The organism is Derxia gummosa DSM 723 (assembly GCF_000482785.1).
Taxonomy (GTDB): Bacteria; Pseudomonadota; Gammaproteobacteria; order Burkholderiales; family Burkholderiaceae_E; genus Derxia; species Derxia gummosa.
Map to the genome: position 1 here is coordinate 289,497 of NZ_AXWS01000007.1, position 13,929 is coordinate 303,425.

Consider the following 13,929-nt stretch of genomic DNA (forward strand, 5'->3'; position numbering starts at 1 on the left):
CGCCGCCAGAAAAGCGAAACGCCGCGCCCGGACGGGACGCGGCGTGAGGTGCCGGCTGCACCGCGCGCAAGGCTTGTGCCGTTGCGCAAGGGCGCGAGTTTATTGCAAGCGCCCGATGCACCGGGCCCGCATCGCGATGCGCAAAGGCATGCGACGCGGCAGCCGACGGGCGGCAGGCGCCGCCCGCGTCATCACAGCACCTGCTGGGCCAGCTTGCCCGAGGCGTAGGCGGCGGCCATGTCCACCAGCGTCACGGCCTTGATCTTCGCGCCCTGGCCTTCGCAGCCGAACTCGCGGTAGCGCTGGGCGCACAGCTTCTTGGCGGCTTCGCGCGCGGGCTTGAGGTATTCGCGCGGATCGAACTTGCCCGGCTGCTCGGCGAAGAAGCGGCGGATCGCGCCGGTCATCGCGAGGCGGATGTCGGTGTCGATGTTGATCTTGCGGACACCGTGCTTGATGGCTTCCTGGAGTTCTTCCACGGGCACGCCGTAGGTTTCCTTCATGTCGCCACCGAACTGGCGCACTTCGGCCAGCAGTTCCTGCGGCACGCTCGACGAGCCGTGCATGACCAGGTGGGTGTTGGGGATGCGCGCGTGGATTTCCTTCACGCGGCTGATCGCGAGGATGTCGCCGGTGGGCTTGCGCGTGAACTTGTAGGCGCCGTGGCTGGTGCCGATGGCGATCGCGAGCGCGTCGAGGCCGGTGGCCTTGACGAACTGGGCGGCTTCCTCGGGGTCGGTCAGCAGCGAGGCGTGGTCGAGCACGCCTTCGGCGCCGATGCCGTCTTCCTCGCCGGCCTGACCGGTCTCGAGCGAGCCGAGGCAGCCGAGTTCGCCTTCGACCGTCACGCCGACCTTGTGCGCCAGCTCAACGACCTTCTTGGTCGTCTCGACGTTGTAGTCGAACGAGGCAGGCGTCTTGCCGTCTTCATGGAGCGAGCCGTCCATCATCACCGAGCTGAAGCCCAGGTTGATCGCGCCCTGGCAGATCGCCGGCGACTGGCCGTGATCCTGGTGCATGACGATGGGGATTTCCGGATAGGCCTCGACGGCGGCCTGGATCAGATGCTTGAGGAAGTGCTCGCCGGCGTACTTACGGGCGCCTGCCGACGCCTGCATGATCACGGGCGCGCCGGTTTCCTTCGCCGCTTCCATGATCGCCGTGACCTGTTCGAGGTTGTTGACGTTGAAGGCGGGGATCCCGTAGCCGTTTTCGGCCGCGTGATCGAGGAGCTGACGCATGGATACGAGGGGCATGACAAACCTCCAAGGGCACTATTGAGAAAAGCGGGGGCACGCGCGCCCTCTCCGGCACGCGAGGCAAGTTCTGGATTTGGAATTGGGGAACCCGCATCGAACCCCGCGACGCCACCCCTTGCGGGTGGCGCTGGCTCGCGGGCTGGACTGGCGACCGGCCGGATGCGCGGATGGCATGCAGGTTCCGGTCGTCATCGGACGCGCGATCAGGCCGCGCGCTGTTCGAGGATCTCGACGGCCGGCAGCACCCGGCCTTCGAGGAATTCGAGGAAGGCGCCGCCACCCGTCGAGATGTAGCCGACGTCCTTCTCGATGCCGTACTTGCCGATGGCGGCGAGCGTGTCGCCACCACCGGCGATGCTGAAGCCGGCCGACTTGGCGATCGACTCGGCCAGCGCCTTGGTGCCACCGCCGAACTGGTCGAACTCGAACACGCCGACCGGGCCGTTCCAGACGATGGTGCCGGCCTTGGCGATGATCTCGCCGAGCGAGGCGGCGGTCTGCGGGCCGATGTCGAGAATCATCTCGTCGGCGCCGGTCTCGGCCACGGGCTTGGTGGTGGCGACGGCGGTCGGCGCGAATTCGGTGGCGGTGACGACGTCGGTGGGCAGCGGCACGCTGGCGCCGCGCGCCTTCATGCCTTCGATGATGGTCTTGGCCTCGGCCACCAGATCCTTCTCGGCCAGCGACTTGCCGATCGGCGCGCCTTCGGCCAGCAGGAAGGTGTTGGCGATGCCGCCGCCGACGATGAGCTGGTCGACCTTTTCCGACAGCGACTTGAGGATCGTGAGCTTGGTCGAGACCTTCGAGCCGGCGACGATGGCCACGAGCGGACGGGCCGGCGCGCCGAGCGCCTTGCCGAGCGCGTCGAGTTCGGCCGCGAGCAGCGGGCCGGCGCAGGCGATGGGCGCGAACTTCGCGATGCCGTGCGTCGTGGCCTCGGCGCGGTGCGCGGTGCCGAAGGCGTCGTTGGCGTAGATGTCGCACAGGGCGGCCATCTTTTTCGAGAGTTCTTCGTTGTTCTTCTTCTCGCCCTTGTTGAGGCGGCAGTTCTGGAGCAGCACGACTTCGCCCGAGGCGACCTCGAAGCCGCCATCGACCCAGTTCTCGATCAGGCGCACGGGCTTGCCGAGCAGTTCGGACAGGCGGTCGGCGACGGGCTGGAGCGAGTCTTCGGGCTTGGGCTCGCCTTCGGTCGGGCGGCCGAGATGGCTGGTAACCATCACCGCCGCGCCGGCGTCGGCGGCGAACTTGATGCCAGGCACCGACGCACGGATCCGGGTGTCGTCGGTGATCGAGCCATCGTCGGCCTGGGGCACATTGAGGTCGGCACGGATGAAGACGCGCTTGCCGCTCAGGGCCTGGTCCGTCAGTTTCTTGAAGTTCATGTGTGACTCATGAAGGGTTTGGAAGACGGTCGGCGCCCCCGGATGGCGCGCAATGGACCGCAGGAAAGCAGTCCGGAAGATATAGGGATTATAGCGGCGGGCTATCGGACGGCCGCTGACGTAATGCCGCTCTATCATTGCCCGCCGACCGCCCGGCGGCGCCGTTTTTACGCTTCCATGCACCCCCATCCCGACACGACCGCCTCGGCTCTGAGGCGCGCAAGCGCCGCCTGCCTGTTCATCGCCGCCTGCGTCTGCGCGATGGCCCAGAGCGCCGGTCCGGGCCTGCGCTATACCCGCTCGGAGGTGCTGCATGGCGCATGGTGGGAACTGCTCACCGCCAGTTGGGTGCATCTCGGCTGGCTGCATCTGCTGCTGAATCTGGCCGGGCTCGGCGTGGTGCTGATGATGTTCGCGCGCGTGGTGCGGCCCTGGCGCCAGCTGAGCGTGCTGGCCGCCTGCGGCTTCCTCGGCTGCGCCCTGCTGCTCGCGGGCGCGCCGCGCGTGGGCTGGTATCTGGGGCTGTCCGGTGCGCTGCACGGACTGTTCGCGGCCAACTCGGTGATCTTGCTGCGCCTGCCCGATCCGGCCCGGTGGCGGCAGGTGGCCTCGGTGCGATCGCGCTTCGAGCACTGGCTGCACGGGCCGGGCTTCGGCTGGGTGCTGCTGGCCGGACTGGCCATCAAGATCACGACCGACATGCTGCTGCGCATCCAGGGGCCGGGCTGGATCGGCGGGCCGGTCGAGCCGACCGGCCATCTCACCGGCGCGCTGGCCGGGCTGGGCGTGGGCTGGCTCGCGCGGCCGCGCAAGACGCGGCGCGCGCGCTATCCAGCCACGGGCTGACGCCGCCGATCAGGCCTGGCGCCGCCCGCCCGTCAGACGGTTGCGCGCAAGGCCGGCGCGCGCCAGCAGCAGCAGCACGAGACCGGCCAGGCCGGTCGCGCCACCACCACCGCCCGACGACGAACCGCCGCCCGTACTGGCCGTGGTCGTGAGCGACACCGCGCCGCTCGCCGCGATGCCGTCGCTGGCCGTGGCCGTCACCTTGAAGGCCACGGTCGAGCCCTCGGCTGGCGCAGTGAAGCTCACGCTGCTGCCGGTGGACGAACTGAGCGAGACCGCCGTGCCTGAGGTCTGCTCCCAGCGATAGGTGTAGCTGCGGCTGGTATCGGCGCTGGTGCTGGCCCCCGCGTTGAGCGTGACGCGTCCGCCCGCCGCCGTGCCCGACGAGGTCGCGCTCACGGTCGGGATCAGCGCCTGCAGCCGGGTCACCGCCGCGCCCGCGTCGAGCAGACCGGCGCCGCATCGGCCATCGGTGGCCGTGGCGCAGAAGGTGCCGCTCGGGAAGCCGCGCGCGCTCGCGGTGAGCAGGCTCTTCACGCCGTCGGGCGTGAGCGTGGGCATCAGCGAGTACAGCAGCGCCGCAGCGCCGCTCACATGGGCCGCCGCCATGCTGGTGCCGGCCTCGGCCCGATAGCTGTCGGCCACCGCGTCCAGGGTGCCGCTGTTGCTGGTCGAGTTGATGAGCGCCGCGTCGCCCAGCGTGGCCGACACGCAGGCCGAGCCGCTGTAGCTGCGACAGCCCGCATCGCTCGCGCCGCCCGGAGCGCTGATGGTCGCGCCGCTGCCGTACTTCGAGTACAGCGCCAGATCGCCCTCGTAGCTGTGCGCGACCACGGCGATCGTGCCCGCGCAGCTCGCCGGCACGTCGATGCTGGTGTTGCTCGACGCGAGATTGCCGGCCGCCACCACCACCACAGCACCGTTGGCGCGGGCGGTGTCGATCGCGTTCTGCTCGGTCGTGCTGCAACCGCTGGTCGACTCGTAGCCGAGGCTCAGGTTGATGACCTTGGCCGGATTGGCGTTGGTCGTCACGCCGCTCACCGTGCCGCCCGAGGCCCAGACGATGCCGTCAGCGATGTCCGAAATCCAGCCGCCGCCCCGGCCCAGCACGCGCGCCGCGAGCAGCTTGGCCTTGAAGGCCACGCCGAGCGTGCCGGTGCCGTTGTTGACCGCCGCCACCGTACCGCCCACATGCGTGCCGTGCCACGACGACGATTGCACCGAGCAGCCGCGCAGGCCGCCGACGGCATTGCTCATGGCGCTGGTCACGTAGTCGCCCATGTCGGTCGGGTTGGCATCGGGGCCGTCACCGTCGCCGGCCGACAGGAAGCTGCCCGTGTAGGCCGTGCCCGCCGAGGTGCAGTCGTGGTCGTAGGAAATGAAGTCATAGCCCGAGGACGCGGCCGCGCCGCCGATCATGCTGGCCGACAGATCGGCGTGATCGACGAATCCGGTATCGACGATCGCCACCGTCACGCCCTCGCCCTGGGTGCTGGCCCAGGCGCCCACGGCGTTCATGCCGCCGGTCTGGCTGCCCGAGGGCGCGAGCAGATTCCATTGCGTGGTGGACGGCACCGCGTCGAGCGCCGCCGCGCGCGCCACCGTCTGCGGATACCGGCGCTCATCGGGCTCGGCGTAGAGCACGTTGCTGTCGCTCGAGACGATCTGCCGCGCGAGCGCGCGGGCGTCGGTCTCGCTCATCACCTTGGGCAGCGACAGCACATGCGCGAGGTTGGCGCTCGGGCGCACGTACACGAGCGTCTCGCCGGCCACGGTGCGCAGCTTGCCCAGGCGCGTCGCCGCGATGCCAGCGCGCTGGGTGGTAGCGGTCTCGTCCTTGTAGCGGACGATGAAGCGCGTGACCGGTTGATCGCCATAGCCCTGGGCGCGGGCCCAGAAACGCAGCTGCTCGGCGCCAACCGAGGGGGTCTGCGCCATCGACGGCAGGACGGCCACGGCACCGAGCGCGAGGACGGGAAGGAAACGGGACTTCATCGGCAACTCCGGAAGAAGAAGGCGGGCGCGACGCCGTTCGGCACGCGCCGTCATTGGGGCCGCTGGACTCCGGCACCCCCGCCGGCAGCCGGGCGGGCACGGGCGTCGGGTTCGGCGTAATCGATCTCGGGCTGGCGCGCGAGGCAGGCGAGCGCGGTGTCGGCATCGCCTTGGGTCGCGGTCAGCATCACCACCTCGGCGCCACCCGACATCGGGCGGATCGGGGCGAGCCGCGCGTCGCAGGCCGTGCCTAGCCGCATCAGCTGCTGCGGCGTCGGTTCGGCCCGGGCATCACGCATCCGAAGGATGATGCGCCGGGATTGCTGGGGGTTTTCGGTTGCAAGCGCGGCAATGCCGGGGCTTGCGCCGTCGGTGGTGGTGGCCTCGCCGTTGCCAGCCGGGGAGATCGGTCCGGTGGCGCTCACGTAGCAGGGCTGCCGGACCGGCTCGCGGGCGCAGGCGGCCAGTGACAGGCACAGCCACAGGACCAGCGGCAGAACGTCACGCGACGGCTTGGCGAACGGAATCATCCGCCGACGCTAGCCCAGCCGGATCGTCGGCGGGCGCGGTAACACCCGCATGCCGGACGGGCAGCCCCCACCACATGACGGCCGGCAGGAGCGAAAAAAGCCGGCCGCGCCCAAGGCGCGGCCGGCTCTTCATGCCGCCCTTGCCCGGGGCGACGCGGGCCGGACCGACACGCGATCGGCCCGGAACGCAAGGCCGGATTACTTGGCCGACATCAGCGCGACGGTCGTGTCGAGCATGCGGTTGCTGAAGCCCCATTCGTTGTCGTACCAGCTCGACACCTTCACGAGCGTGCCCGACACCTTGGTGAGGGTCGAGTCGAAGGTGCTCGACGCAGGGTTGTGGTTGAAGTCGACGCTCACGAGCGGCTCGGTGTTGTAGCCGAGAACGCCCTTGAGCTTGCCTTCCGACGCTTCCTTGAGGATGGCGTTGACTTCCTCGACCGTGGTTTCGCGCGCGGCGATGAACGACAGGTCGACCAGCGACACGTTGATGGTCGGGACACGGATCGCGAAGCCGTCGAGCTTGCCGTTCAGTTCCGGCAGCACGAGGCCGACGGCGGCGGCGGCGCCGGTCTTGGTCGGGATCATCGACTGCGTGGCCGAGCGGGCGCGGCGCAGGTCTTCGTGATAGACGTCGGTCAGGACTTGGTCGTTGGTGTAGGCGTGGACCGTGGTCATCAGGCCCGAGACGAGGCCGATCTTCTCGTGCAGCGGGGCGACGATCGGGGCCAGGCAGTTGGTCGTGCACGAGGCGTTCGAGATGACCGTGTCGGTCGACTTGAGCACGCCGTGGTTCACGCCGAACACGACGGTCGCGTCAACGTCCTTGCCGCCGGGGGCCGAGATGATGACCTTCTTCGCGCCGCCCTTCAGGTGGGCCGAAGCCTTTTCCTTGGTGGTGAAGAAGCCCGTGCATTCCATGACCACGTCCACGCCCAGCTCGCCCCAGGGCAGCTCGGCCGGGTTGCGGTTGGCCAGCACGCGGATCTTGTCGCCGTTGACGATCATGTACTCGCCTTCGACCGACACGGTGCCGGGGAAGGGACCGTGGGCCGTGTCGTACTTGGTCAGGTGCGCGTTGGTCTTCGGGTCGCCGAGGTCGTTGATCGCGACGATCTCGATGTCGTGCTTCTTGCCGCCTTCGTAATGAGCGCGGAGCACGTTGCGGCCGATGCGGCCGTAGCCGTTGATGGCAACCTTGATGGTCATGGTTCAGGTCCCTTTCAGGGGAAGTTGGATGGATGGCACTGCGTAATCGTTATGCGTTTTTCGGCCCCTCGCCGGCCCGTCGCGGCCGGGGTCGAACGCCCGTGCCGCCGGCCGCCCTCCGCGAGACTCAGGCGATCGCGGCCTTTACGGTGTTGGCCACGTTCTCGGGCGTGAAACCGAAGTGCTTGAACAGCACGCCCGCCGGCGCCGATTCGCCGAAAGTGTCGATGCCCACCACGGCCTCGACACGGTATTTCCACCAGAAATCGGTCACGCCGGCTTCCACCGCCACGCGCGGCAGGCCGCTGCCCAGCACCGCCGCCTTGTAGTCGGCGGGCTGGCGGTCGAACACCGAGGTGGACGGGATCGAGACCACGCGGGTCGGGACGCCCTGCTCCGCCAGCAGCTTCTGCGCGTCGAGCGCGAGGCCGACTTCCGAGCCGGTCGCGAGGATGACAGCCTTGGCGCCCGGCGCGTCGCTCAGCACATAGCCGCCGCGACGGATTCCCTCGATCGCGCCTGCCGGCTTGCTCAGGAAGGGCAGGTTCTGACGCGAGAACAACAACGTGCTCGGCCGGTTGACCTGCTCGACGGCCACGGCCCAGGCCACGGCCGACTCGGTCGTGTCGGCCGGACGCCAGACATCAAGACCCGGAATCAGGCGCAGCGACGACACATGCTCGATCGACTGGTGGGTCGGGCCGTCCTCGCCGAGGCCGATGGAATCGTGCGTGAACACGAAGATGCTGCGCTGCTTCATCAGCGCGGCCATGCGGATAGCGTTGCGCGAGTAGTCGCTGAACGTGAGGAAGGTGGCGCCGAAGGGCAGATAGCCACCGTGCAGCGCGATGCCGTTCATGACGGCGCTCATGCCGAATTCGCGCACGCCGTAGTTGATGTGCTGACCCGGCTGGCCCACGCGCACCGGCTTGCTCGTGCTCCAGTTGGTGAGGTTGCTGCCGGTCAGGTCGGCCGAGCCGCCGAGGAATTCGGGCAGCACCTTGGCATAGGCCTCGATCGCGTTCTGCGAAGCCTTGCGGGTGGCGATGGTTTCCTTCTTGTCCTCGCAGGCGGCGAGGTAGGCGGCGACGGTCTCGCTCCAGTTGGCCGGCAGGCCCTTGGCGATGCGGCGCTTGAATTCGGCCGCCTCGGTGGGGAACTGCGCCTCGTACTGCGCGAACAGCGCGTTCCAGTCGGCTTCCTGCGCGCCGCCGCGGGCGCGGGCGTCGAAGCCGGCATACACCTCGGCCGGGATCTCGAACGGCGCGTGGGCCCAGCCGAGCGCCTCGCGCGTCAGCTTGATTTCCTCGGCGCCGAGCGCCTCGCCGTGGGCCTTGGCGGTGCCGGCGCGGTTGGGTGAGCCCTTGCCGATGACGGTCTTGCAGCAGATGAGCGTCGGGCGGTCGCTGGTCTTGGCGGCCTCGATCGCGGCGCTCACCGCCTCGACGCTGTGGCCGTCCACGCCGCCGATCACGTTCCAGCCGTAGGACTCGAAGCGCTTCGGGATGTCTTCGGTGAACCAGCCCTCGACCTTGCCGTCGATGGAGATGTTGTTGTCGTCGTAGAGCGCGACGAGCTTGTTCAGGCGCAGCGTGCCGGCCAGCGAACAGGCCTCGTGGCTCACGCCTTCCATCAGGCAGCCGTCGCCGAGAAAGACATAGGTGCGGTGATCGACGATGGGCAGGCCCGGCTTGTTGAACTCGCTGGCGAGCAGCCATTCGGCCAGCGCCATGCCGACGCCGTTGGCGATGCCCTGGCCGAGCGGGCCGGTGGTGGTCTCGACGCCCGGGGTGATGCCCACCTCGGGGTGGCCGGCGGTGCGCGAATGCAGCTTGCGGAAGTTGCGGATCTCCTCCATCGGGAGGTCGTAGCCCGCGAAGTGCAGCAGCGAGTAGTGGAGCATTGAGCCGTGGCCGTTGCTCACGATGAAGCGGTCGCGGTTGGCCCAGGCCGGATTGGCCGGGTTGTGGCGGTAGTGGCGCGTCCACAGCGCGACGCCGATGTCCGCCATGCCCATCGGCATGCCCGGATGGCCCGACTTGGCCGCCTCGACGGCGTCGAAGGACAGCACCCGGATGGCATTCGCCAGCAGCGTGTCGCCGGGCGAGTTGGGGGTCGAAGCGGAAACGGCGGTGCTGGAAGTGGCGTTAACGGTCATGAGGACAGTCTTGGAGACAGGCTGGAAGGGAAACAGCGTTTACGGCCGCATTCCCCTGCTGCTGAGGCGCCCATGGCGCCGGTGACGGAGAGTCGCCCGGCGAAGGCCGGGAGTTTGCGTCGGTTTGCCCGGCCGAGGCTTGCGTGAGAACAGAAGCCACCACGGGGGAGATCCGGTGGCTCGCAAGAGGCTTCTGCAAGGAAAACGACGCTGAAACTCCCTGTCTTGCGGGCTGGAAACGGGCAAAAGTCTAGCAGAGCGCCCTTGACGACCCTGCCCTGAAACGTCGTGCGGTGCAGCAGAGCCGGTCGCTCAGCGCCAGTCGAAATCCACCGCCGCGCAGGGCAGCGGCGTGGCGACGAAATCGGCGCGCGTGCGCGGCCAAGGCAGATCGCCCTGACCCCAGTCAAGCAGGTTCAGCCTCGGGACGGCGCGGTAGCGGCCCGGTTGGTCGAGCGCGTACACCAGCGAGAGGTCGGCGCGCGCGCTTCGGCTTTCGCCTGGCGCAAGTCGCAGATAGTCGGCGGGCGCCGGATCGCCGCGCTTGACCATCGGCCCGCGCCAGTCGAGCGCGCGCCCGTCGCGCTCCACGTCCAGCCAGCGGCCGAACCACGGCTGGCGCTCGAACGGCGTATTCCAGCGCAGCAACCACAGGTCGCGGTCGCCGTGGTTGGTGAGCGTCACCACCGCCATCGGCGGCTCGACCGCGAACCCGCAGCCGATCGGCAAGGCGCCGGACGGGACGGCATGCGAGCAGGCGGTCATGAGAAGGCCCAGGACGAGGGTGGCGACGGTCTTCATGCGGACTCCGGCAGACCGGCGCCGATCACGGCAGCGCCGGCGTGTTCTCGGCGAAATATTCGTGGCTGTCCGCGTTCATGCGCGCGCGGGTCGGATTGCTGATGGCCAGCGACTGGGCGGCATCCTGCCCATAGGCATAGTCATCGGTGCCGGCCACGACCGTGAAGTGCGACAGCTCGTGGATGAGCGTACCCGCGCGCGAATCGGTACCCGTGTTGGGCGCGGCCCAGAACGCGCCGCACAGGTAGATGCGATAGGGCGAGGACGGGTACACGTAGGCGTACACGTTCTGCTCGGTACAGGTGCAGTCGAACTGGAGCCGCTTGGTCGTCAGCGCGGTGATCTCGTTGGCGTAATGCTCCTTGAGCTGGTCGCGGCCGGCGGACGAATAACTGCCCCACCAGGTCGTGTAGCGCGTGGTGGCCCCGGTCATCTTCGACAGATAGGACTGGGCGTTGCTGGCCATCGAGTAGGCCGACTTCACCGCCGTGATCAGCGCGCCCTGGCGCGAGCTGCTGCATTGCAGATAGGTGATGCCGCCACCGGCCACGCAGGCTGCCATCGGCGCCTCGGCCTGGGGCGTGGCGCTCGCCTCCATCCAGACATCGAGCGCGCCCGACGAGATCGAGCCGAACGACGGCGACACCGTCTTGCTCGTGCTGCCGGCCGGCGCGGCAGGCGCCACCAACTGGGCCGACACCGCCTTGTAGCTGATCGCGTAATGCCCGCCCTGCGACAGGTCGAACAGCGCCGACAGCTCGACCGCCGCCGACACCTTTTCGCCCGGCGCCAGCGTCACGTAGTCGTCGGCGGTGGGCGCGGCGCGCTTGTAGAGCGCGCCCAGATAGGGCACGGACTGGCCGTCGCGCTTGACGACGAACATCGAGCCCTCGGCCTTCGCGCCCGGCAGCGCCCACTTCAGCAGTCGCACCGGCGCGGCGCCGTTGTTGGTGACGGTGACCGTGACCGGCACATCCTGCGTGCCCTTGAACATCTGGCCCGGGGTCGACAGCTGGACATCGAGGCCGGCGGTGCCGGCGCTGGCCTGGCTCGCTGCCAGACCGAAGGCAAGCGCGAACGCCGCGCCGAGGTGATCGATCTTCTTGTTCATGGGGGCTTCTCCTTGGGGTTCGGTGGGAAATTGCGGCGGGCCGTCATCGGTTGCGGAGATCGGTCCGCCGATTTCTGAACGTAACAATGATCACTTGTGCGCCGATATCCGCGAGGCCCGGTGGACGGAAGGCGCCACCGCGATGCGTGCATCGGCCCCGCCGAAACGGCTGTGCAAGAATTTGCCGCCCCTTTCGGAAGTCCCCATGAACGCTGTCGCCCCCGCCAACCTGCCCCGCTTCTTCGTCGATGCCACGCTGATCGAGAACACCACCATCGCGCTGCCGCCCGAGGTGGTCCGTCACATCCAGGTGCGTCGGCTGGGGCCGAGCGCGCGGGTGTGCCTCTTCAACGGCCATGGCGGCGAATTCCACGCGGTGCTGCGCGACGTGGGCCGCGACACCGTCATCGCCCACGTGCGCGAGCACGTGGTGCGCGAGGCCGAACTGCCCTACGCCATCACGCTCGCGCAGGCGCTGTGCCCGGGCGACAAGATCGACTGGATCATCGAGAAGGCGGTCGAGCTGGGCGTGGCCAACTTCGTGCCGGTGCAGGCCGAGCGCGGAATCATCAAGCTCGTGGGCGACCGTGCCGAGCGCCGTCACGGCCACTGGCTCGGCGTGATCCGCGCCGCCTGCGAGCAATGCACGCGCAACACCCTGCCCGGCCTGCAACCCATTCGCGGCGTGCGCGACTTCATCGCTTCGCATCACGCGCATTTCAAGCTCATCGCCTCGCCGCGCGCACGCCGGCCGCTCAACGAGGCGCTGCTGAGCCACGGCGCGCCGCTCGAAGGCCAGACGGTCACGCTGCTGATCGGACCGGAAGGCGGCTTCACCGATGCGGAAGAGGCTTTCGCGCTGCAGAACGGCTTCCATCCGATCTCGCTCGGCCCGCGCGTGCTGCGCACCGAAACCGCCGGCCTCGCCGCCATCGCGACGATCCAGGCGGTCTGGGGGCAGTAAGGCGGCGGGCAGCGCTCGACCCCGGCCAGGTCGAGAGCCGTGGCGCTGGCGCGACCGGGCCGGCGCCACGGCGCGCAAGCCGCCGCACGCCGGCCCCGTTCCCCGCTCACGCGAAGAAAGCTCTCACCTCGTCGCGCTTGCGCATGCAGTCGTCATGGCCGAGCTGCATCAGCTCGCGCACGAAGCCCGGCTCGAACAGCAGATAGCTCGCCAGCGCCGCGCCGCGCGCCTCGGTCGCGCCCACGCTGCCGAGCAGCATGCGCACCGGGCGCGGCAGGCTGCGCACATGGCGCGCCGCGATCGGGTCGATCGGCCGCGACGGCGCCACCACCAGCACCCGCACCGGCCGCAGCGGGGACTCGGCCAGCCGCGCCGGCGGCATCAGCGCCAGCGTGCGGTTGATGCGCTCCAGCCGCTCCACATCCATCGCCAGACCGTCGAGAAAGATCGAGCCGAGCGCATGCCCGGCCACCTGGGCCAGCGTCGGGTACTGGCCGCGCCGCGCCTTCACCGCCTCGGGCACGAAACCGCGCGCCCCGGCCGAGGCCGCGCCCACCACGAACAGCCGGTCGGCGCCCAGATGGATGGCCGGCGACATCGGCGCGTGCTGGCGGATCGACCCGTCGCCGAACCATGACGGCTCGCCATCCACCTCCAGCGGCGCGGCCGGAAAGATGAACGGGATCGCGCTCGACGCGAGCAGATGGCCGATGCCGATGCGCGCCGGCCGCGCCTGCCGCTGGGTGCGCGACCACGGCGCGATGCGGGCGGCGGTCTGGAAGAAGGTGTAGTGCTCGCCCGAGCCGTAATCGGACGCCGCCACCGCGAGCGCGCGCAGCCGACCGTCGTCGATGTTGCGGGCGAGGCGCGGAAAGTCCATGAGCGCGTCGAGCTGGCCGGCTAGCGGGCTGTTGTCGAGCAGTGAGCGCGGGCGCTGGAAACGGCGCCGCCGCAGCGCCCAGCCGATCACGAACATCGCCAGCCAGTGCGCGCCGGTGCGCGCGACGCCGGCCACGTCGCTGCGATAGACGTGATGAGCATGGATGTCGCGCCAGACCCGGGCCAGGACATCGAGGCCGGCGTCGAAATCGTCGGCGCGGCAGGCGAGCGCGGTCGCGTTGATGGCGCCGGCCGAGGTGCCGCTCACCACGTCGAAGGGCAGGCGCGCGGGGATCGCGGCGCGCGGCGCCTCGCCCGGCGGACGCGGCGCGATGCCCGTCGGCAGCGCCCCCGGCGGCAGCCGCGTGGCGGGCGGGCGCTGGTCATGCAGCAGCTCGCGCAGCGCCAGCAGCACGCCCACCTGATAGGCCGCCCGCGCGCCGCCGCCCGAGAGCACGAGGCCACGCACCGGCGCGGGCGCGGCGCGGCCCCCCTCGGCCGGGCGTGGCTCGCTGCCGGCGCGCGGCGCGGCGCATGCGGACGCCGCCAGATCCGGCGCCGCGCCGATCGGCATGCCCGATCCCGCGCGCGCGGCCGGCGTGGCATCGGCCGGCGGCGCGGCGGTTTCGGCGGAGGAAAGGCGCGGACTCATCGTTGCTGGCGGGCCGCGCGCGCCAATGCGCGAGGCTGCGCCGATGGTCGGCCGGGAGTGCCGCTCCCGACGGCGCGAGCAGGACGGGATTGCGGCGGGTGTTCGGGGGAACGGCGGGAAGCGGCTTCACGGCCGGCACT

Annotated in this window: 11 protein-coding genes; 2 read left to right on the forward strand and 9 right to left on the reverse strand. The window is 69.8% G+C overall.

The genetic code is table 11. From position 1 onward, the window contains the following. Positions 1-191: 191 nt before the first annotated feature. Positions 192-1,256 carry a class II fructose-bisphosphate aldolase gene (gene fba, locus H566_RS0102425; protein WP_028310174.1) on the reverse strand — a complete coding sequence of 355 codons (1,065 nt, stop codon included), beginning with the start codon at positions 1,254-1,256 and terminating at the stop codon, positions 192-194. Positions 1,257-1,462: 206 nt separating this feature from the next. Beyond that, positions 1,463-2,644, reverse strand: coding sequence for a phosphoglycerate kinase (locus H566_RS0102430; RefSeq protein WP_028310175.1), 1,182 nt, complete (start codon positions 2,642-2,644; stop codon positions 1,463-1,465). Positions 2,645-2,821: 177 nt separating this feature from the next. Between H566_RS0102430 and rrtA the strand changes: the two genes are divergently transcribed. Continuing rightward, positions 2,822-3,490: a rhombosortase gene (gene rrtA, locus H566_RS22470; protein ID WP_051377894.1), complete on the forward strand. Its 669-nt coding sequence runs from the start codon at positions 2,822-2,824 to the stop codon at positions 3,488-3,490. A 9-nt stretch (positions 3,491-3,499) separates the two neighbouring features. Here the strand turns inward: rrtA and H566_RS22475 are convergent, their stop codons facing one another. The 6 genes from H566_RS22475 to H566_RS0102465 form a co-directional block, all read right to left on the reverse strand. After that, the gene (locus tag H566_RS22475; protein ID WP_051377895.1) at positions 3,500-5,485 is read right to left on the reverse strand and encodes a S8 family serine peptidase; all 1,986 of its coding nucleotides are present in this window, start codon (positions 5,483-5,485) and stop codon (positions 3,500-3,502) included. A gap of 50 nt (positions 5,486-5,535) precedes the next feature. After that, positions 5,536-6,015, reverse strand: coding sequence for a hypothetical protein (locus H566_RS0102445; RefSeq protein ID WP_028310176.1), 480 nt, complete (start codon positions 6,013-6,015; stop codon positions 5,536-5,538). Positions 6,016-6,213: 198 nt separating this feature from the next. After that, on the reverse strand, positions 6,214-7,224 hold the full coding sequence (gene gap, locus H566_RS0102450; RefSeq protein ID WP_028310177.1) for a type I glyceraldehyde-3-phosphate dehydrogenase: 1,011 nt from the start codon (positions 7,222-7,224) through the stop codon (positions 6,214-6,216). A 127-nt stretch (positions 7,225-7,351) separates the two neighbouring features. After that, positions 7,352-9,382 (reverse strand): transketolase, encoded by a 2,031-nt coding sequence (tkt, locus tag H566_RS0102455; RefSeq protein WP_051377897.1) that lies wholly within the window; start codon positions 9,380-9,382, stop codon positions 7,352-7,354. 312 nt (positions 9,383-9,694) lie between these two features. Then, a complete protein-coding gene (locus H566_RS27130; RefSeq protein WP_051377899.1) occupies positions 9,695-10,183 on the reverse strand; it encodes a hypothetical protein in 489 nt (162 codons plus the stop codon). Positions 10,184-10,208: 25 nt separating this feature from the next. Continuing rightward, entirely contained in the window at positions 10,209-11,294 is a 1,086-nt protein-coding gene (locus tag H566_RS0102465; RefSeq protein ID WP_051377901.1) for a M35 family metalloendopeptidase, read from the reverse strand. A 205-nt stretch (positions 11,295-11,499) separates the two neighbouring features. On the opposite strand from H566_RS0102465, the gene H566_RS0102470 reads away from it, so the two are divergent. Continuing rightward, complete coding sequence (locus H566_RS0102470; RefSeq protein ID WP_028310180.1) at positions 11,500-12,258, forward strand: 16S rRNA (uracil(1498)-N(3))-methyltransferase; 759 nt, start codon at positions 11,500-11,502, stop codon at positions 12,256-12,258. 106 nt (positions 12,259-12,364) lie between these two features. Here the strand turns inward: H566_RS0102470 and H566_RS0102475 are convergent, their stop codons facing one another. Next, a complete protein-coding gene (locus H566_RS0102475) occupies positions 12,365-13,789 on the reverse strand; it encodes a patatin-like phospholipase family protein (protein WP_245591270.1) in 1,425 nt (474 codons plus the stop codon). Between the last annotated feature and the right edge of the window lie 140 nt (positions 13,790-13,929).

Bases quoted from the DNA above. Each gene is read 5' to 3' on its own strand.
- rrtA (WP_051377894.1), top strand. From the start codon at position 2,822: ATGCACCCCCATCCCGACACGACCGCCTCGGCTCTGAGGCGCGCAAGC.
- fba (WP_028310174.1), bottom strand. From the start codon at position 1,256: ATGCCCCTCGTATCCATGCGTCAGCTCCTCGATCACGCGGCCGAAAAC.
- gap (WP_028310177.1), bottom strand. From the start codon at position 7,224: ATGACCATCAAGGTTGCCATCAACGGCTACGGCCGCATCGGCCGCAAC.
- H566_RS22475 (WP_051377895.1), bottom strand. From the start codon at position 5,485: ATGAAGTCCCGTTTCCTTCCCGTCCTCGCGCTCGGTGCCGTGGCCGTC.
- H566_RS0102430 (WP_028310175.1), bottom strand. From the start codon at position 2,644: ATGAACTTCAAGAAACTGACGGACCAGGCCCTGAGCGGCAAGCGCGTC.
- H566_RS0102465 (WP_051377901.1), bottom strand. From the start codon at position 11,294: ATGAACAAGAAGATCGATCACCTCGGCGCGGCGTTCGCGCTTGCCTTC.
- H566_RS27130 (WP_051377899.1), bottom strand. From the start codon at position 10,183: ATGAAGACCGTCGCCACCCTCGTCCTGGGCCTTCTCATGACCGCCTGC.
- H566_RS0102470 (WP_028310180.1), top strand. From the start codon at position 11,500: ATGAACGCTGTCGCCCCCGCCAACCTGCCCCGCTTCTTCGTCGATGCC.
- tkt (WP_051377897.1), bottom strand. From the start codon at position 9,382: ATGACCGTTAACGCCACTTCCAGCACCGCCGTTTCCGCTTCGACCCCC.
- H566_RS0102475 (WP_245591270.1), bottom strand. From the start codon at position 13,789: ATGAGTCCGCGCCTTTCCTCCGCCGAAACCGCCGCGCCGCCGGCCGAT.
- H566_RS0102445 (WP_028310176.1), bottom strand. From the start codon at position 6,015: ATGATTCCGTTCGCCAAGCCGTCGCGTGACGTTCTGCCGCTGGTCCTG.